This is a genomic window from Hoeflea algicola (assembly GCF_026619415.1).
Taxonomy (GTDB): domain Bacteria; phylum Pseudomonadota; class Alphaproteobacteria; order Rhizobiales; family Rhizobiaceae; genus Hoeflea; species Hoeflea algicola.
The window spans coordinates 939,278-957,612 of record NZ_JAOVZR010000001.1 but is presented as its reverse complement, the minus strand read 5'-3'; the positions used below and the strand labels follow the sequence as shown (position 1 = coordinate 957,612).

Annotated in this window: 17 protein-coding genes, 2 tRNA genes and 1 pseudogene; 10 read left to right on the top strand and 10 right to left on the bottom strand. The window is 55.8% G+C overall.

The features are described from left to right. Positions 1–36: 36 nt before the first annotated feature. Entirely contained in the window at positions 37–1,836 is a 1,800-nt protein-coding gene (recJ, locus tag OEG84_RS04790) for a single-stranded-DNA-specific exonuclease RecJ (protein ID WP_267652672.1), read from the top strand. A gap of 205 nt (positions 1,837–2,041) precedes the next feature. On the opposite strand, the gene OEG84_RS04785 is transcribed toward recJ, so the two are convergent. From OEG84_RS04785 to OEG84_RS04775, 3 genes are all read right to left on the bottom strand, one after another. Continuing rightward, positions 2,042–2,116, bottom strand: a tRNA-Glu gene (locus tag OEG84_RS04785). A gap of 149 nt (positions 2,117–2,265) precedes the next feature. Then, entirely contained in the window at positions 2,266–3,369 is a 1,104-nt protein-coding gene (locus OEG84_RS04780) for a YcbK family protein (protein WP_267652671.1), read from the bottom strand. A 297-nt stretch (positions 3,370–3,666) separates the two neighbouring features. After that, on the bottom strand, positions 3,667–4,107 hold the full coding sequence (locus OEG84_RS04775; protein WP_267652670.1) for a VOC family protein: 441 nt from the start codon (positions 4,105–4,107) through the stop codon (positions 3,667–3,669). 190 nt (positions 4,108–4,297) lie between these two features. Between OEG84_RS04775 and OEG84_RS04770 the strand changes: the two genes are divergently transcribed. The 3 genes from OEG84_RS04770 to OEG84_RS04760 all read left to right on the top strand — a co-directional run bounded on the left by OEG84_RS04770 (position 4,298) and on the right by OEG84_RS04760 (position 5,505). Next, entirely contained in the window at positions 4,298–4,873 is a 576-nt protein-coding gene (locus OEG84_RS04770; protein WP_267652669.1) for a cold-shock protein, read from the top strand. Continuing rightward, positions 4,848–5,348 (top strand): DUF192 domain-containing protein, encoded by a 501-nt coding sequence (locus OEG84_RS04765; protein ID WP_267652668.1) that lies wholly within the window; start codon positions 4,848–4,850, stop codon positions 5,346–5,348. Before OEG84_RS04770 ends, OEG84_RS04765 begins: the two co-directional genes overlap by 26 nt. 80 nt (positions 5,349–5,428) lie before the next feature. Next, positions 5,429–5,505 (top strand) — tRNA-Pro (locus OEG84_RS04760). 328 nt (positions 5,506–5,833) lie between these two features. Here the strand turns inward: OEG84_RS04760 and OEG84_RS04755 are convergent. The 7 genes from OEG84_RS04755 to OEG84_RS04725 all read right to left on the bottom strand — a co-directional run bounded on the left by OEG84_RS04755 (position 5,834) and on the right by OEG84_RS04725 (position 8,538). Continuing rightward, positions 5,834–6,538 (bottom strand): hypothetical protein, encoded by a 705-nt coding sequence (locus tag OEG84_RS04755; protein ID WP_267652667.1) that lies wholly within the window; start codon positions 6,536–6,538, stop codon positions 5,834–5,836. A gap of 17 nt (positions 6,539–6,555) precedes the next feature. Beyond that, positions 6,556–6,915, bottom strand: a complete 360-nt coding sequence (locus tag OEG84_RS04750) for a hypothetical protein (RefSeq protein ID WP_267652666.1) — start codon at positions 6,913–6,915, stop codon at positions 6,556–6,558. A gap of 2 nt (positions 6,916–6,917) precedes the next feature. Beyond that, on the bottom strand, positions 6,918–7,121 hold the full coding sequence (locus tag OEG84_RS04745; RefSeq protein WP_267652665.1) for a hypothetical protein: 204 nt from the start codon (positions 7,119–7,121) through the stop codon (positions 6,918–6,920). Beyond that, positions 7,122–7,349, bottom strand: a complete 228-nt coding sequence (locus OEG84_RS04740; protein ID WP_267652664.1) for a hypothetical protein — start codon at positions 7,347–7,349, stop codon at positions 7,122–7,124. Beyond that, a complete protein-coding gene (locus tag OEG84_RS04735; RefSeq protein WP_267652663.1) occupies positions 7,346–7,615 on the bottom strand; it encodes an Arc family DNA-binding protein in 270 nt (89 codons plus the stop codon). Before OEG84_RS04735 ends, OEG84_RS04740 begins: the two co-directional genes overlap by 4 nt. Before the next feature lie 51 nt (positions 7,616–7,666). Further along, positions 7,667–7,945, bottom strand: coding sequence for a hypothetical protein (locus OEG84_RS04730; protein WP_267652662.1), 279 nt, complete (start codon positions 7,943–7,945; stop codon positions 7,667–7,669). 80 nt (positions 7,946–8,025) lie between these two features. Next, on the bottom strand, positions 8,026–8,538 hold the full coding sequence (locus OEG84_RS04725) for a hypothetical protein (RefSeq protein ID WP_267652661.1): 513 nt from the start codon (positions 8,536–8,538) through the stop codon (positions 8,026–8,028). A gap of 907 nt (positions 8,539–9,445) precedes the next feature. Here OEG84_RS04725 and OEG84_RS04720 point away from each other — a divergent pair. From OEG84_RS04720 to OEG84_RS04695, 6 genes and pseudogenes are all read left to right on the top strand, one after another. Next, positions 9,446–9,754, top strand: coding sequence for a hypothetical protein (locus tag OEG84_RS04720; RefSeq protein WP_267652660.1), 309 nt, complete (start codon positions 9,446–9,448; stop codon positions 9,752–9,754). A gap of 994 nt (positions 9,755–10,748) precedes the next feature. Further along, positions 10,749–10,826: pseudogene (locus OEG84_RS04715) on the top strand (integrase); the annotation flags it as partial. A gap of 597 nt (positions 10,827–11,423) precedes the next feature. Continuing rightward, on the top strand, positions 11,424–12,191 hold the full coding sequence (locus OEG84_RS04710; protein WP_267652659.1) for an MBL fold metallo-hydrolase: 768 nt from the start codon (positions 11,424–11,426) through the stop codon (positions 12,189–12,191). A 100-nt stretch (positions 12,192–12,291) separates the two neighbouring features. Further along, positions 12,292–13,404 carry a branched-chain amino acid ABC transporter substrate-binding protein gene (locus OEG84_RS04705; RefSeq protein WP_267652658.1) on the top strand — a complete coding sequence of 371 codons (1,113 nt, stop codon included), beginning with the start codon at positions 12,292–12,294 and terminating at the stop codon, positions 13,402–13,404. 22 nt (positions 13,405–13,426) lie between these two features. Further along, a complete protein-coding gene (locus tag OEG84_RS04700) occupies positions 13,427–15,937 on the top strand; it encodes an adenylate/guanylate cyclase domain-containing protein (protein WP_267652657.1) in 2,511 nt (836 codons plus the stop codon). A 19-nt stretch (positions 15,938–15,956) separates the two neighbouring features. Further along, complete coding sequence (locus OEG84_RS04695) at positions 15,957–18,236, top strand: cyclic nucleotide-binding domain-containing protein (protein ID WP_267652656.1); 2,280 nt, start codon at positions 15,957–15,959, stop codon at positions 18,234–18,236. Positions 18,237–18,335 lie beyond the last annotated feature (99 nt).

The window sequence follows — 18,335 nt, the reverse complement described above, 5'->3', positions numbered from 1 at the left end:
TTGGTTTGAAACCGGTGATGGCGAGTTGAGTTGGCAATGACGGCAAGCGGCGGATCTGATCGGGCATTTCTAGGCGTTGAACAGTCGCTCTCCGGCCAGAAGTGGGTTGCGCGGCTGGATCAGGCTGGGGAGAACAAGGCAATCTCTATTGCCCAGACGACCGGGCTTCCGGATGTCGTCGCGCGGGTGTTGGCGGGGCGCGGCGTGGCCATGGGCGATGCACTGGCGTTCCTTGACCCGACGATCAAGACATTGATGCCGGATCCGTCACGCCTGACAGATTGCGACAAGGCCGCTGAGCGCCTGGCCGACGCGATTGCACGCAATGAACGGGTTGCGGTGTTTGGCGACTACGATGTGGATGGCGCGGCATCTTCGGCGCTGATGCAGCGGTTTCTGACCCATTTCGGTATTGTTAGCGAGATCTACATTCCCGACCGGATTTTTGAAGGCTACGGGCCCAATCCGGCGGCGATCGGAGAACTGATCGATCGTGGAGCGGATTTGCTGGTCACCGTCGATTGCGGTTCGACCAGCCACGAAGCGCTGCAGGAAGCCGCCCGCCGCGGTATCGAGGTTGTGGTGATCGATCACCATCAGATGCCCAGCGAGTTGCCGGTGGCACATGCGCTGGTCAATCCCAACCGCGAGGATGATCTCTCCGGTCTCGGGCATCTGTGTGCCTGCGGGGTGGTGTTCATGGTGCTGGTAGGAACGTTGCGGCTGTTGCGCCAGCGCAGCGACGCTCGCGCCACAGGCTTTGATCTGATGGGCTGCCTCGATATTGTCGCGCTGGCCACCGTGTGTGACGTGGTGCCGCTCAAAGGACTGAACCGGGCCTTTGTGGTCAAGGGCATGCTGGTGGCGCGCGACATGGGCAATGTCGGGCTGGCGGCACTGGCGCAACGTGCGGGCGTCAATGGCCCGATTTCGCCCTATCATCTGGGCTATCTGATCGGCCCGCGCATCAATGCAGGCGGCCGTATTGGCGATGCGGCCCTTGGCAGCCGGTTGCTGGCTCTGACCGACCCGGCTGAAGCTGAGGCAATTGCCGAGCGGCTAGAGGAACTCAACCGCGAGCGTCAGGCAATCGAGGCGGCGATGCTGGCAGAAGCCGATGCCGAGGCGGCGGTGGAAATGGCAAGCGGCGACGGCCCGTCAGTCATCGTGACTGCCCGACAGGGCTGGCATCCCGGGGTTGTCGGACTGCTCGCCTCGCGGCTCAAGGAGCGCTACCGCCGGCCGGCGTTTGCCATTGCCTTTGACGGCAACGGCAAGGGTACCGGCTCGGGGCGTTCCGTACCGGGGCTGGATATCGGTCGATTGGTGCGCAAGGCGGTCGAGACCGGCCTGCTGCTCAAGGGCGGTGGCCATGCAATGGCGGCTGGTCTGACGGTTTCGGAAAAGCGCCTTGGCGAGTTGCGCGGCTTTTTCGAGGAGCAGGCGGCGGAGACCGTTGCCGGGCTCTCGGCGTCACACCGGCTCAGGATCGACGGTGCGTTGGCTGCCTCGGGCGTGACGGTGGATTTGGTTGATATGATCGAACGTGCCGGCCCCTACGGCGCCGGCCATTCACAACCGATATTTGCGGTGCCGTCGCATATTCTTACGGATGCCAGGGTGGTGGGCCAGAATCACGTCAAGCTGACGCTCACCGGTCCTGACGGGGGCAGGCTCAACGGTATCGCTTTCCGTGCCGCCGACACTGATATGGGCCGGGCACTGCTGGGTGGGCGTGGGCTGCCATTCCATCTGGCCGGAACGATTTCCGTGGACCACTGGCAGGGCGCAAGACGGGTCCAGATCCGGGTGATCGACGCCGCGCAGGCGCGGTAAGCCATTCGGACTTCTCGTTCCGACGTAGCGCAAATGACTTATTGATATGTAGCAGGATAGATGCCTGCCCGCGGTCGCGAGCCTTGGCCGCTGCGAGCGACATGCTTGCCTGTGAGCAATTGACAAGCCGACATCGTCACCGCTGGGGCGGTTGCTTGAACTTCAGATTTTAGAAGAGGATATCAAGCGAAGTGCTTGAAAATGGTGGTACGCCCTAGGGGAGTCGAACCCCTCTTTCCAGAATGAAAATCTGGCGTCCTAACCGATAGACGAAGGGCGCGTACGTTGTTGGGCGTCTTATAGTCAGCCCACTTTCGGACCGCAAGCGGATAATTGATGTCTCCGTAAAAAAATGTAGTCCGAAAGTTTTTGGTTTTGGTCTTTGGGATTTTGCCGCGGGTAGCGTTCAGAAAATCAGGATCATGAGTCCTATTTTTTGCGCCGGCGGCAACGCCAGTTCCAGTCGCGCGCATTACCGATATCGATGTGAACGGATTCGGTGTAGCAATAGGTACCGACGCCGCCGCGACCCGGCATCGAGCGAAGGTATTTGGCCAGTTGCCATTTCGAGACGCCCTCGACCTGGATGTCGGCGGCTTCACAGGTGGTGTGGCGCGATCCGGATGCGCCGCCGACCCGGCGGTTGTGTTTCGGGCTGCGGTAGCCGGAGGTGACCACGACCGGGCGACCATATTTGCGCTCGACGGTATGCAGGACGCTAATCAGTTTTGGCGAGAAACAGTCGACCTTCACCTTTTCAGTCTGCAAATGCAGGCCGTTGGGCGCGAGCCGGGCGAGGCCTGCCGCCGAGGCCAACTGTATGTTGCCCGAATCGCTGCTTCTCGTATCGTCATCGGATGTCACGCCCATCAAGCCGGCCAAACGCACTCCCGGCAAAGCATTGCCGCCGGCAGAGGCCACGCTGGCGGTCTGTGCTCTTGATGAGGTTGGGCGCTTTGTGGTGGTGCGCGAAGTCTTTTTGGATGAATTGGTCTGAGAGCCAAAAAGGCGCGAAAAGAATGTTTTCTTTTTCGGCGGTGCCACGACCGCCAGTTCCTGGACTGGTGCTGCTGCGGGTTGTTCTTCAACCTCGGGCGCAGCACTTGCGACTGCCGCCGGTTCCGCTGGTGCGGGTTCTGGCACCACGGCCACCTGAGAAGGGTCCGCGGGCGCGCTATAGAGATTGGCCACCGGTTGAGCAGATTGGGTCTGGGTGATTCCGCGATTAAGGGCGTCAACCGCAGTGTCGGCCTGAACCAGCGATTGGATCGTCGCGCTGTCGGTTGCTTCATTCGCCGGCAGGGACGCCGTTTGCGCATCAGCTGCGGGTGGTGGCACGGGAGCAGGTGCATCGGAGGCCGATTCCAGTGCCGCCACGATCAAACTGTCGCTGGAGGTTCCCGATGAGGCTGAATTGGCCATGTTGGGCGCGCCGGGCGCAAAGCCCTGGCTCGCATACATCGACGGATCATCATTGACCGATACGCATCCACTCAGGGCAATGGCGGCGCCCGCCAATAGCCAGGCACGCAAGGGCAGACGGGTTCCGGCTGATGATTTTTCGCCCCTATGCAATCTCTGCGGCCCCCGGATCGTTTGCGATTGGCAGACCCGTAGGCCCTGGAAGGTTGGTCATTCAGATACGGTACCGTATCGCCGGACAAATCCCTCAGTCCGGGCGATACAGAAGACGGTCATCGCCACACGGATGCGATGCGTCGCAAATGCGGCAAAACCATGACAATTTCAGTAACATGGCTCGCTATCGTTGCGTGAGCCTTGCGATCAGACATTTTCGTTCAATAGCATGCCGTGTGCGCTGGTGCGCCGTTACCAGGACCCCGTGTTCTTCATCGACACCCACGGCTCGGCGGGTGCCAGTGATTCGCCCTTCTGCAGCAACTCGATGGAGACGCCGTCAGGCGAGCGAACAAAGGCCATGTGGCCATCGCGCGGCGGCCGGTTGATGGTCACGCCATTGTCCAGCAGCGACTGGCAAAGCTCATAGATGTTGTCCACCACATAGGCGAGATGGCCAAAATTACGGCCGCCCGGGTACTCTTCCGGATCCCAATTATAGGTCAATTCGAGCATCGGCGCACTATTGGCAGCAGCACTCTCCTTGTCTTCGGGAGCGGCGAGAAAGATCAGCGTGAAGCGGCCGGATTCGTTCTCGGTGCGCCGGATTTCGACAAGCCCGAGCTTGTTGCAATAAAAATCCAGCGACGCGTCGACATCGGTAACCCGGACCATCGTGTGCAGATAACGCATTGGCAAATCCCATGATTCTTGAGTGTGAGAACGATAGACAGGTTTACGTTTGAGGCAATGGCAACACGATAGAAGTGGAAGGATCAGCTAGTTTTTCTGCCGGGGCTTGCACAGTCTGGTCAATACAATGTTAATGTTTTGTAGCAGAATCACTTCATTTTCATGTGGCGCGTATCGGAGAGGCATTCGAATGGGGGAAAGGTCCTCAGAGAAGACCGAGGTTGATGCAGAGGCATATGCTGATGCTGTGGATCTTATTGAGATCACCGGTGTCATCAAGTGGTTCGATGTCGCCAAGGGCTTTGGTTTCATCGTCCCCGACAACGGTATGGAAGATGTGTTGCTGCACGTGACGTGCCTGCGCCGCGACGGCTACCAGACCGTTCTGGAGGGCACCCGCATCGTCTGTGAAATCCAGAAGCGTGAACGCGGCTACCAGGCTTTTCGCATTCTTTCCATGGACACCTCGACCGCTATTCACCCGTCGCAGATGCCGCCGGTGCGTACCCATGTTCAGGTTACCGCTTCGAGCGGGCTTGAGCGGGTGATCGTCAAGTGGTTCAACCGCACCAAGGGTTTCGGCTTCCTGACGCGGGGCGAGGGGACCGAGGACATTTTCATCCATATGGAAACCTTGAGGCGGTATGGCCTGACTGAATTGCGGCCGGGGCAGGTGGTTCTGGTGCGGTTTGGTGATGGCGACAAAGGCCTGATGGCCGCCGAAATACATCCGGATATCGATGCGCCGCTTCCCAAATCTCACTGACATCCTGCCGCGCGCGGCAATTCGGCTGGCCCGGATGCTATGTGCCGCGCTGATGCTGGCGGTCGGTGTTGCGACGTTGGCGCTGGCGCTTCCGACTGATTCGGAGAAGCTGGTGATCGTGACCAGCACCGGCCCGGTCGAGTTTACTGTGGAATTGGCGCTGACGCCGGCAGACCGGTCAACCGGTCTGATGAACCGGGAAACCATGGCCTCGAACCACGGCATGCTGTTTCGTTTCGAGGAAACCCGGCAGGTATTGATGTGGATGAAGAACACGCCACTGCCGCTGGATATGCTGTTTCTCGATGAACAGGGCGCGGTGGTGGGCATAGCGGCCGACACGACGCCCTTTTCGGAAGCGATCATCCCATCACCGGGTCCGGTGAAATATGTGCTGGAGCTCAATGCTGGTGCGGCCGGGAAAGCTGGTATTTCCGTCGGTGACATGGTCCGTCACCGGGTTATCGGCAACTGATTGACAGGTTTTATCTCGAAGCGGTGTTTTAGAGTTGCGGGGCAGTCCGTTCCGGTGTATCCGGACCACGCCTTAGGCATCGGAGCGTAGCGCAGCCTGGTAGCGCATCTGGTTTGGGACCAGAGGGTCGCAGGTTCGAATCCTGCCGCTCCGACCAACTATCCCACTGAATAGACTCAGTTTTCCTGGCCACCCTTGATTACCTGCAATCCCGACTGTGGGTGTGACCAGTGACCGCTTGCGGGTGTGGGCGTTGATTCGTGAGAGCACTTCGTCCGTTGCCTGGGCCACCGGTTCAAGAAAATCCGGGTCGAACTGCTCATACCAAGCTGTCGTGGCAGATCCTTCGGTCACAACGTGCCCCATCCACTTCGATCGCATCTCTCTCGTGACCTCGGCCGTGGTGCGCCGGCACTGGGTCGCCATGAAATGGCGTAGCGTGTAGCAGACGAACTCTGGCATTCCGATGGTTGGTCCGATTGCGTTCAGGCGCTTCTCAACCGTATCCTGGTATTGCTTGATCGGGCGGTTGTCCCCCAGTACCTGAGCCAGCTCCGCAAATTGTTCGTGAGGCGAATCACTGGCCGACGCTTCTTGGTCTGTCTGCGACCTTCCGGGTTGAGGTTGACCAGGCCATATTCGAAGTCGATCTGTGCGTTGACCCGCATGTCAAAGATGGCTGAGTTTCTGGCCCAGGTGTTCAGGGCGATCACGACATACCTGAAATCGGACTCGTGCTCGATCGAATCAATCCATTTGGCGACCTGTTCAAATGTCGGCAGGAATGCCCGTCCAACACTGCGCTCGGCGCCAAGATAATCGGCTATCTCATCCTGGTTGCACATCACGGGGATCGTGTCGTTCAGAAGCTGGACCTCTTCCAGTTTCCCGTCGACCTCAACGATCTGTGGGCGGGCCGAATAGTTCACGGCTGCCCTGAGGGCGATCATATAGGTCGAGATCGACTTGGCCTTTAGCCCGTGGGTTTCATAGATGTGCTTCCATACCCGCCGCTGATTGGTCAGCGTGAGATCGGACACCTTCGGGTAGGGCGTGACGTCCTCCAGACCTAGTATGATCAGCTGGGCTGCCCTACTGGCTGGCGGGTACTTGTGCTCGACATAATGATTGAGCACGTCACTGAGAAGGACTTCCTGTGGCGAGCGCCTGGCTTCTGACCTGGTGGGCATGCCCGATAGCAGTTCGATCAGCCGTTCTTTTGCTTCTTCAACAGACGACGTTTCGAGGCTTCGGCGTACAACCTTTCCGCCTCCGTCAGGGTACCAGCACCGGTACCAGCTGGACCTTCCGTTTTCGAGGCTGATCCATTGTCCTCTGAACTCAAAGGGGCTTTCGTCTCTTCGCATGATCCCATCTCCCGCTCGATCGCCTGCAGAATGTCCGCTTCGACATAAACATGCTGGTTCTGCCTTGGCGTGTACCGTCGAATCTTTTCACCGTTCACCCACCGTGACAAGAGCTTGGCGCTCAGCCAGGGGTACCGCTTCAGCAGGTCGGACTGTTCGATCAGTTCGTTCAACGAATGTATTGCACTGAACTCGGTCATGGCTATTCCATCAGGCTGCGCTTGCACGTCCCGTCACACCAGAACCGCATGTGGTTCTTCGGGCCGGCCAGGCGACCCTGAACCATGCCGTCGCATTCCGGGCACTTGGCCTGAGCCCGTGTGAGACCTCGGGCGATCATGACCTTCTTGAGTTTGAGGGCGTCACGTATCGTGGTGGCGAACGAGTTCCTTACCTGGTCCGGCATCTAGGCGCCCTCGGCCTTGGTGGTTACGGACGGAGCTTTCGCGTGCGAGGAAATCCCCGCTACGCCTGCAGCATAGTTTGCCAGTTCAACAAGCTGGTACTGCATGTCAGGGTTTGCGACTGCGGCGATCCACACACCGTTATCATCCCTGATCCCGTCCATTGAGACATGCCAGGGCGCCTTGTACAGCTTCAGCAGCTCAGGTTTGGGCTTGGTGGCTACCGTCACACTGCCTCTATGAGCTGGACGTTGTGTACGACCTTCTCCATGGCCATGGCCACGTACTGCTCTTCGGAGAGCATGCCCGGGAACATGGTCATCGACGAGACCCCGGGGTTCAACGAGGACACGAGCCTGTCGACGATCTCGGCGTTCAATGACCTGTGATTGGCTGCAGCAGCACTGGCCAGCTTCTCTTTGAGGTCTGGCTGCATCCTCAAACCAAACGGCGGTATGCTTGCCACTGACTGCTTATCTTTCGCGTGGGCAGGCATCGGTCGTTTCCTTATTCGAGTGACATTAATTGCATTTGTTCGGGCGGTGCCTCAGTCGAGGTCGCAGAACTCGATCCGGGTGTAAGGCCCGATCGAGTACCGGTAGGAGTTTGCAGCTATCTCGAGTACGTTCAGCACCTTGGCCGAGGTCGGATCGAGGGCGTTGTTCAGATCGAGAACCTGCGTGGCAATCTCTTGGATGAAGTAATCCTTAGCGATCTTCGAGTACTCGCACTTGCCCATCAGCACGTACCCGGCTCGCTGGGTCTCACAATGCACTTCGCAATAGCGAATAAATTCGAGGTCTTCCATTACCAACTCCCTGGTCAAAGATTGCAGTTAATTGCAAATCAGTGGTGTCGTGAGCAAACCTTACTGCAAGGTCTGCAAACGATCATAAAATTTGTGGGTCAGTGGGGGCGGGTTGACCGCTCCACCAGGCGCATCAGTGCGGCTTCCTTGTCCAGAAGACCCCGGCCTTGCTGGGTGGCCCCATGCTCGACCAGGACGTCACGGAGAACCCCGTACTGCTCAGGCGTGAAATACATCAGCACAGCATGATTGTTGTCTTCAGTATCTTCACCCTTCAGGTGCAATTGAAGATTTCGTGCTGTCATCTTTTCAGCCAGGTCCAGGAGGTCCCGGTAATTCTGTTTCGTGACGTGGGCGCTCAGGATCATCAGCTTTGTCCAGCCAATCTGGCGCAGGCGCTTGGGCTGCACATGCAGCTTGTCAAACGCTTCGAAGACCTTGACCAGGTAATAGGCTTTGCGCAGGCCAATGCCAGTGTCGGCAGCCATCTGGCGGAACAATTCACTGTCGGTATCTTTCACGTCGCGCAGGGTCTTGCCCAACTCCATGAACTGCTTGTCCAGGTCTTTTGCGAGGTCGGATACTTTCTTGCTCAGTTCATCAGAACTCATAACTTCGGATCCCAGTTGAATGTCCTATGACTAATCTACTCAGCATTCGGAAAATGCCAAAAAAGATAGCCGCGAAAAACTTCCTAAACAGATTGGGTGCTTCCGATAGTGCGTAACACAGGACCTTGAGGCTAGGCGTGCCTCGCCGTCGGAAATGGCCTTAAAAGTAACAATGCGGGGTTGTTCAGGCCCTGCCGCAGCACGGTACGCCGGGTGATGCACCGCGTCCGTGGACGGGGTCGAGTAATGCTTATGTTCAAGTGCATCTGCGCTTAAAAACCTCGCTATGAACTCGGGGTAGGTGAATACCGCGAAACCCCGTTCCTTCGCAGTTTCTGCTTTGACACCCCAGGGTACCATGACTGACACATGCCATGCCGCCAGACCCCCCGCCTTGTATTTGGGGTAATAGAAATTCGGAAACAGGATGCAGGATAGGTCGGGCAGAAGGCCGTCTTCGAACTGGCTCATCAGCGTCCCGAGGGTCATGACTCGGGCCCGGATGAAACGTCTCACTAGACAGGCGGCCAATGACGCCATGCGCCGTTCGGGAGTGGGGTAGGTCTTGGCTCTAGCGCAGCATAAACCGGCTACAGCACCTCCATGGGCGTGATTTCGGAGGCTCTTCGGGGTGGTAGCCCTTTCGGATGGCCCCGCCTCGCTTAGGAGGGGCTCTGTGGGCGAATGCTCCACAATCCCTGAATCACGGGCGTAGTTGCCCTGATCGGCCACAAGCCGGCCATGGTGCTTCGGGTTAAGCTCTCCGTGCTTGTACGGGTTGTCGATCACTCGTTACCCTCCTTGGATAAATGATCGCCAGCAGGTCTTCGACGGACCCAGGCTGGTGTGGTTGTTCTTCGGGAACGGTGGGCTTGACTAGCTCGCTCTCCATATTCAGTGAAATTAATTGCAAATTATTGTCCGGTTCGAGCACAAGGTCAACCCCTTTGTCAGCCTCGCCGAATTTCTCCTGCAAGGCGTCCTCGTCGGCGTACAGGTTGACGGCGTCAGGCAGGTGTTTCAGCAGGGGGCCACGTTCGGCAGGGCCGGGGCCGTTGCCACCTCGTGGTGCGAGGCCACACGATCGGTCAGCAACGACCAGTTCCCGATGATGAACTGGATCATGGGTGTAGCCATGCCTTCGGGGCACAGGGCTGCGATTGTCTTCATCTGGCCTTTCTGCTGCATGGTGAATGCCATGGCCATCTGGTTGTAGGTATTGGAAATGGGTTCCTTCCAGATCTATTCCAGGGCTGCCACGTTGTCTGACTTGCGGATGATCCTTTTTCGTCTTGACGGCATTCAGGGCTTCCTTTGCCGTCGGGTAGTTTTCTTCATTCTGATATCTCCCCCGTCCGCTTTTGCAACCAATCTGAGAACCGGCACACGACCCTTAAAGGGGGCGTGTGCCAAGTCCCTATATATTGTCCCTATTATATTGTCCCTCTTATACGAAGTATAAGAAGTGGGCCCTGAGGGTACCGCTTGAGTGGACCCTGAGTGTACCGCTTGGGCGGTACCTAACGGGACCACTTGAGTGGTCCCTTTTTTGACGCTCAGCCGAACACGCTTCACAGCGGCCTTGCACTCGTGGGTAGCATGAATATGGAGTATGTTCCGGCCTTTGAACATGTGCTGGCTGGTGACGATAAGCCCCTCTTGACGAAGACGTGTCAGGGCCTTCTTGATCAATTTTTCGGACAGACTCGTAAGCTTTGCCAGATCCGATCGTGGATTCGGCCAGCCATCGTTGGCCGTTCAGCAATCTGTCGCGTCCCAGTCGCTTGTGCGCAACTGAACCAACGACTGTTCGGTCCCGGTTGGTCTGGCGCGTTTTCGACGGGACTGCGATCCGTTGGCACTTTTCCTGGGTGGCAATCAACATTCAAAGCGGTCTACTTGATTGAAAACCACGATGGAATATGAAGTTGGCTGAGTTGTTTTTGATTGCGATATCTATGTCAGTGCGGAACCGATTGAATTTGTGGCGTACCGAACATTGATTACCCCCCAAAACCAAAATTTCTTATGTCGTTCTCAACAGGTGGGCTTTTCATCAACGAGAGCGTTGAACTTGCCACTCTCCATCGAGAGGGTGAAGCTTGGAGGCTGACGATCGCGCGCGCTTGAGCAAGGCTTATCTACTCTGCCAAAGGCAGTATCAAACCGTAGAACCCTACGCGAGATAACAAATCGGATTTCCGGTCTTTCAGATCGAAAATACCGTTAGGTATCTAGGGGTGGATATTGAGGATGCCTTGGAATTAGCTGAACATACGGAGATTTGACAGCATGCGGCTCCGCGAACTGCGGGGCCGCATGTGTCGGGGTAAAAGTTACAATCTTCAAGTTTGGAATCGAGCAGCTATGCGCCCCCAAGTTGGTCACTGAAGTCCTTTCTATTTTTCCCTGAAAGCAGGCGGCGCTAACGGTCTATGTAGCGGACGTTCGCGGCGTTCTTCTTGCGGGGCGATCTTGTCGATAACGCCGGGAATCTGCCTTTCGGAAGCCTGTCGAGCCCAGTGGGCATATGGTTTAATATCCTCGGCTTGCCGGACATTTTGGTCGGAGTTCGCCACTCGAAGCCGACTGGCAACAGCTCATTTTCCTTGAGAAGGCGACCCTTGAAAACCAAGAGGATCGACACGTCAGCAACTGCTTACCTCATCACCTTCCTGTTGCCCAATCTTGTCTGCCTCCAAAAGCCGCCGGGGCGTTCTCTGCCCTAGAAGGCTTGTCAGTACATCCTAATTCTGTAACAAATATCTCGAAGAAATATTTTCTTGCATTTCGTAATCTTTGAACGGGTGACTGAGGGGACATTTTTTTGAAGAAAATTTTTGTACTAATTACGGGCATTTCTCAGAAGTTTTTGGCGCAATAGATTGGGGAGCGTAATTTTTACTATTGTCGGTTGCGGAGATGCGATGGGGAGTGCTGGACGCTTCAACACATGCTTTCTCGTTGATGATGACATTGGACGCTTTGCAATTGATTTTGGCGCGAGCTCGCTGGTGGCGTTGAACGCGCTCGATATCGCACCCGATAGCATTGACGCAATTTTTCTCACGCATTTGCACGGCGATCATTTTGGGGCCTTGCCCAATTTGCTGCTGATGCGGGAATACGTATCGGATGCGGTTCGCCCGCTGACGATAGCCGGCCCGCCCGGCCTGCAAACGCGCATTGTGGGCTTGTTCGACGCCATGTTCCCTGGAATGTGGAAGACGGACTGGAAGTTCCCATTGCACATCGTTGAGATTGAACCGGGAGCGCCTGTGGAGATTCTGGGAAGGGTCGTCCTGACGCAACCCGTGACCCACTATGCCGGGCCTGAGCCTTCAACAGCTATTCGAATTGAAACCTGCGGACATGCGATCGGTTTTTCCGGTGATACCGGATGGAACGAGGTTCTGGTTGAAATCGCAAAGCGGACGGATCTTTTCCTGTGCGATTGTTTTGACCGACATGACAAACCGTTTGAAGGCCATCTGAGCTACGACACACTTTTGAGGAATGCCGACCGGCTTGAAACAGGTCGGCTGTTGATGACGCATCTCGGGCCGGAGATGCTCAACGCGCCAGACAGCTTCGAGATCGAACAGGCAAAAGACGGCATGGTAATCTCTCTCGCAGAGGTGACACCAGCATGAGCATACGCGCTGAAAGGCTTTGTGTTCGGTCATTCAGTATTACAGCAACGTTCAATAAAGTGACGGCGGCGTATCGAGGTCGACCGAGGGGAGAATGAAGATGATGAAAGCAACGCAAAAAATCATTTTGTCAGGTCTTGTCGGCCTTGCAATTTCAAGCGCTGCGTATGCGGATGTGTTGGTCGGCATTGCAGGTCCAACGACCGGCAGCGTCGCATTTTTGGGGGAACAACAGGAAATTGGTGCGCAGCGTGCCATCACCGATATCAATGCAGCGGGCGGCGTTTTAGGTGACACCATAAGAGCAATCGTGGTTGACGACGCCTGCAACGCTGACCAAGCGCTAGCGGCAGCCAATCAATTGGTTTCAGCTGAAGTCGTGTTTGTAAACGGTCATATTTGTTCGGGTACCTCCATTGCTGCCAGCCCAATTTATGAAGAAGCTGGCATCATCATGATGTCCCCAGCCTCGACAAACCCACGGGTAACTGACGAAGGCGGCCCGAACGTTTACCGGGTTATCGGACGGGACGATGACCAGGCAATCGTTGCTGCAGATCTGATCGTTTCCGAATTCGCGGGGCAAAAACTGGCGGTAATTGGCGGAACAAATCCATATGGGACCGAGCTTGCTCAAGGTTTGATTGGTGAACTGGCAAAACGAGATACGATCCCCGCACTCGATCTGTCCTTTGCACCAGATGCAAGCAGCTACGAAGATATCGTCGACCAACTCGTCGCAGAAGCAATCGAAGTCGCCTATCTTGTCAGCAACAGCCCGTCAGATATGGGACTGATCGCACTGCAAGCGCGCGAGGTTCTTCCCAACATTCAATTCATATCTGCAGATGCCTTGTCCGGCGAGGATTTCCTGCTTGTTGCCGGTGAGGCAGGTGTTGGAACGCTATTTACCTTTGGTCCTGACGCGCGAAATCTGCCGTCTGCGGCTTTGGTCACAGAGGCCATTCGGGACGAAGAATTTTTCGAGCCCAGCGGATACACACTTTATAGCTATGCTGTGATGCAGGCTTGGGCACAAGCCGTCGAAGCAGCAGGTTCCCTGGACGAGCGTTCGGTCATCCAGGCGTTGAACACGAATGAATTTGACACCGTCATTGGCCGTATCGGATTCAACGAAAAGGGTGATGTTAAGGGCGTCGATAACTTCGTGATCTTCGAATACGACGCAGAAACCTATTCGCAGCGCCCATGACTCGATTGCGCTTGGAATAGATATGTCATCACGGCCAATCTCGTTCCTGCGAAGCGTCCGAGGACGTCTGATCATTGCGTTTCTCGGCATCAGCTTTCTGTCCCTTGTGGCGGGCGGAGCAGGATTGTTTTCTTTGGACCGCGTGAATGGCGCACTCAGCCGGATTGCCGACGAACGCGTTCCTCAGGCTTTGGCCCTTGTCGAAGTCTCCCGTCAGGCTGAGCGGATTCTGAATGCGGCGCCAGCTTTGCTTGTTGTGACGTCCGAAGCTTCTCGCCTTGAGGTTTCCAAGAATGTCCGTGTCGAGGTGGAAAAGCTCAGGACCAGGCTTTTGGAAGCTGCGACCGGAGCAGAAATCCATGAGCAATCTCAAGAAAGTGTCGCCGGTCTTGTCGAAAAACTTGATCGTAATCTGCTTGAACTTGATGCGCTTGTTACCCAACGCATCAAACTTACCGATACGCGCGCGGAATTGTCCCGCAAACTTGCGACCGTGAACAATGGCGCATTGCGACTTATCGCTCCGGCAGAGCGGCAGCTTGGTGCGCAGATATCGTCCTGGAACAGGAGCGGTGCGCCTGGTGCGGATACGATCAATCCTGAACAGGGAAAAATTGCAAGAACCATCATCGGAATTTTGCCACAACAAGATCTTGCCACCAAGATTGCCGCCGTCCGGGCCGCTCTTTCCAACATTGCCATCACGCAGAGTGTGGAAGAGGTCGAGGTTCTTACATTTGGCCTGAACACTGCTCTTGCAGAGCTACGTTCGGCCAACGACGAAATGCCACAGCAACTGAAACGTCGACTGGTCCGCCTTTTCGCAGCATTCGTCGAATTGTCTGAAGGTGAAAACGGTCTGCCTGAGATCCGCAAACAGGAACTTATCGCGATAGAATCTGGCGAAGAACTTCTTGAGGCGAACGCCGCTTTGTCAAACCTGCTGAGCAATCGTATCGATTTTCTGGTGAAAAACGCAAAAGACGAAATTGCGGTGGCGAGAGCGTCAGCAACGGACATTCAAAAGTTGAGCTTCAACATTCTTGTGGCAGTGGGCGCGTTGAGCCTTGTTAGTTCGATACTCGTCGTTTGGCTTTACGTTGGGCGTGTCCTTATCCGGCGACTGACAGCACTTAGCAACAGTATGCTGTCCATTGCAGATGGCGACCTCGAGGCGCCACTGCCGAAACCTGGCACGGACGATGAGATTGGCCGTATGGGTGAAGCACTGATCGTGTTTCGAGACACTGCGGTGGAAGTCAAGAAATCCAACTTGGAAGAGATGGAGACGGCGCGGCGTCGCTTGAATGATGCCATCGAAAACTCGTCCGAAGGGTTTGCATTTTATGACCCTGAAGGGCACCTGGTGATTTGCAATTCCAGATACTCCGCCATTCTGTTTCCAAACGGAGAATTTGAAGTATCGCCGGGCACAAAGTTTGAGACTGTGACGCGCGAAAGCGCCAAGACCGGCCTGATCTCGGACGCTGTGGAGCGCGAGGATGAATGGGTCGAGGAGCAGCTGGCATGGCATCTTAGCCCTGGGGAGCCGCGGCTTCAGCACAACAGCAATGGTCAATGGATCTTGATCAGTGAACGCAAAACAGGCGATGGAGGGACGGTTGCGATTTATTCCGACATCACTGACCTGAAGGCCCGTGAAAATGAGCTGTCGGAAAAGTCCACTGCGCTGGAGCAATTGTCCAAACAGCTGGCAAAATATCTGTCGCCTCAGATCTATGATTCAATTTTCTCGGGCAAACAAGAGGTGAAGCTGGTCAGCCAGCGCAAACGTCTGACGGTGTTCTTCTCGGACCTTGTCGGGTTTACCGAAACCACCGAAAGGCTTGAATCTGAAGACCTGACACGGCTGCTGAACCAGTATCTGACTGAAATGTCGAACATCGCGATCGCACATGGGGCGACGATCGACAAGTTCATCGGAGATGCAATCGTCATCTTCTTTGGCGATCCGGAAACATTGGGTGTGAAAGAAGACGCCGCCCAATGCGTCAAAATGGCAATAGCCATGCGAAAACGCATGAAAGAGCTTGAGCGGACGTGGCAAGACAGCGGGCTTGAGAAGCCGCTTCAGTGCCGGATTGGTATCAATACGGGCCTGTGTACGGTCGGAAATTTTGGTAGCGACGATCGCATGGACTATACCATTATTGGGGGCGGAGTGAATTTGGCAGCCCGTTTGGAAGGCGCCTGCGCGCCTGGCGAGATTCTGATATCTTACGAAACATACGCGCATGTCAAAGACTTGATCGACTGTGAGGAACGCGATCAGATCAAGGTGAAAGGCATTTCGGCGCCTGTCACAACGTTCCAGGTGGGCGACCTGTTTGCGAACCTGGATGCCGATGTGCGCCCGATCCGCGCCAGTCAGCCGAACTTCAGCCTGGATCTGAACATCACGCGGCTCAGTCACGAAGAACAGGCCAAAGTGCTCGATATTCTCAAGGATGCGACACAGCGCATTGAGCAGGCGTCGACAAAAACAAACCAGAGATTGCTGATCAGCGATTGATCGCCTTCAGGTTTGTACAATGGCCAGAAGGGACAAGCTCTTGACTTCACCTCTGCGTTTTGCACCCACGGAAAGTCCGTTGCAGTCATTTGTCACGTCGCTGTCGACACCGAGCATCCTGTTTCGCAGCCTGTCTGCAGCAGCCGTTCTTGCCGTTTTGAACGTTGCCACCGCAGTTTCGATCGGCACGCTGGTCTTCTCCGGGCCGCTGACCTCCTTTGTGTCTCTCGGGATTGGCCTTTTCCTGGTTGCAACGGCCGTAACCGGTTTTCTCGTCCCTGCAACAAGTGGTTACAAGGCCCTTCTTGCAGGGCCACGCGCAGGTCAGTCACCTATTTTTGCAGCCATGGCCGCCACAATCGCGCTGACCATGCAGGGTCAACCAACGGAGACAATTGCCGTAACGGTTGTCGCAGCCATTCTCGTGACCACTTTGGTCGTTGGCGCTTTCATGTTCACCGTCGGCCTTGCAAAGATGGGGACCTTGGCCCGCTACATCCCGTTTCCGGTGATGGGTGGTTTTTTCGCGGGTCTTGGCTATCTGCTGACAAAAGGTGGCATCACCGTGGCCGCGGGGCCGCTGGTTGAAGCCGGCAATTTTGCCAGCTTCCTGACGCCCGACGTCATGATGCATTTGTTACCCGCCATCATTTTCGGCGCGGTGCTTTTTGCGATCGAGCAGCGCATAAGCCACTGGTTGCTGGTCCCCACATTCCTGGCCGCTGCAATCGGGCTGTTCTATCTGGTGCTCTGGGCGGGCGGATCATCGATTGAAATCGCCACCCAACAAGGGTGGCTGACGACGTTTGATGCACAGGTCACCAGCTTCTTCCCGATTGCTACGCCCAGCCAGCTCCCCTTGGTGGACTGGAATGTCGTGGCGCAACAGTCTGGTACGATCGTTGTGCTGTGTATCTTGAGTGTGATCATGCTTCTGCTCGACATTTCAGGTGTCGAAATCATTATCAATCGTGATCTTGATCCCAACCGTGAGCTGCGATCTGCAGGACTTTCGAATATCGTCGGAACCTTCGTCACAAGTCCGCTGGGCTTTGGCGCAGCCGCAGACACCGCTGTTGCAAGCAAGTTGGGGGGCAACCGGTTTTTGATGATTGCAATTTACACGATGCTGATCATCGCGGTGATTGTTATTGGCCCCGCTCCGATTGCATTTGTGCCATCCTCCATTGTCGGCGGCTTCCTGGTCTATATCGGACTGAGCTTTCTGATTGAGTGGGTCTGGAAAAAACGCGACAAGCTGCCCTTCGCAGATGTTCTGGTGATTTGCATTATTTTGGTCGCTGTCGCGGTATTTGGTATTCTCGAAGGCGTTGCGGCCGGCGTGGTGCTGGCGACGGTCCTGTTTGTGCACAAATACAGCCAGCTGAGCGTCATAAAAACTGCCATGGATGGTGCAGAGCATGTCAGCAACATCGACCGCCACAAGGATGATCAGGGATACCTGGATCAACATGGTCACCTTGTTCAGATTTTTGTTTTGCAAGGATTCCTGTTTTTCGGCTCAGCAAGCCGCCTGTTGGAAAAGATCAAGCTTGTCGTCGATGCAGGGGACCGGGGAACCCGACGTTTTCTGGTTATTGATTTCACCCGCGTTGATGAAATGGATTCGTCGGCTGCGAACAGCTTTTCAAAGCTCATGCAGATTTGCGTCCGCGAAAGAATTTTGCTGTGTCTGGCCGGGAACCAACCGTCGATTCTCAGCCGCCTTGAAGGTCTGGGCGAGGAGCTCGAACTTCCCAATGGGGTTGTGCGCAGTTTTGCCGATCTGGATACAGCCGCAGGTTGGTGTGATGACCAGCTGTTGCTGGATTTCAAGCATGGCAATTCTTCTGATCAGGTCATGAACCCGGATGAACTTCTGGCGGGCCTGATCGGCGATGACCGTGCGGTGCCTGTGATTTCGTCGTATTTTCATCGCTTGAGTATTGCTGCGGGCGAGGTGTTGTTCGAGCAAGGCCAGTCCGGCGATTCGCTTTATTTGATTTTAAGTGGGTCTGTTTCAATCGTGATAAACCTGCCCGGTGGTCAATCGCTGACCGTGCGCACAATGCGTGCCGGGTCGATTCTCGGTGAAATGGCCGTCTACACAGGGTCGCCACGGTCTGCTTCAGCGCTTGCGCGTCAGGATTGCGCACTGTTCTGCCTGAGCGTTGAAAGTTACCACCGGCTAGTATCGGAATCTCCCGCTGAGGCAGGGGTCTTCGCGTCCTGCATCGTAAAGCTTATGGCCGAGCGTCTTGGCCGCGCAAACAGGGCCGTTCTTGCATTGACGAGATAGGCTTGTTGCTTGGACGGGGCCTAATGGTCCTGTGGTTTGCCCTCGCCTCTGTCTGCGGAAAATGTCCAGTTTTGCTCTGAAAACGGCCATCACCGCAAA

What these genes read in the sequence shown, in the direction of transcription:
- OEG84_RS04775 (WP_267652670.1), bottom strand. Translation starts at nt 4,107, where the DNA reads ATGCGTTATCTGCACACGATGGTCCGGGTTACCGATGTCGACGCGTCG.
- OEG84_RS04745 (WP_267652665.1), bottom strand. Translation starts at nt 7,121, where the DNA reads ATGCCGGACCAGGTAAGGAACTCGTTCGCCACCACGATACGTGACGCC.
- OEG84_RS04750 (WP_267652666.1), bottom strand. Translation starts at nt 6,915, where the DNA reads ATGACCGAGTTCAGTGCAATACATTCGTTGAACGAACTGATCGAACAG.
- OEG84_RS04770 (WP_267652669.1), top strand. Translation starts at nt 4,298, where the DNA reads ATGGGGGAAAGGTCCTCAGAGAAGACCGAGGTTGATGCAGAGGCATAT.
- OEG84_RS04735 (WP_267652663.1), bottom strand. Translation starts at nt 7,615, where the DNA reads ATGCCTGCCCACGCGAAAGATAAGCAGTCAGTGGCAAGCATACCGCCG.
- recJ (WP_267652672.1), top strand. Translation starts at nt 37, where the DNA reads ATGACGGCAAGCGGCGGATCTGATCGGGCATTTCTAGGCGTTGAACAG.
- OEG84_RS04765 (WP_267652668.1), top strand. Translation starts at nt 4,848, where the DNA reads ATGCGCCGCTTCCCAAATCTCACTGACATCCTGCCGCGCGCGGCAATT.
- OEG84_RS04755 (WP_267652667.1), bottom strand. Translation starts at nt 6,538, where the DNA reads ATGCCCACCAGGTCAGAAGCCAGGCGCTCGCCACAGGAAGTCCTTCTC.
- OEG84_RS04700 (WP_267652657.1), top strand. Translation starts at nt 13,427, where the DNA reads ATGTCATCACGGCCAATCTCGTTCCTGCGAAGCGTCCGAGGACGTCTG.
- OEG84_RS04725 (WP_267652661.1), bottom strand. Translation starts at nt 8,538, where the DNA reads ATGAGTTCTGATGAACTGAGCAAGAAAGTATCCGACCTCGCAAAAGAC.
- OEG84_RS04695 (WP_267652656.1), top strand. Translation starts at nt 15,957, where the DNA reads ATGGCCAGAAGGGACAAGCTCTTGACTTCACCTCTGCGTTTTGCACCC.
- OEG84_RS04705 (WP_267652658.1), top strand. Translation starts at nt 12,292, where the DNA reads ATGATGAAAGCAACGCAAAAAATCATTTTGTCAGGTCTTGTCGGCCTT.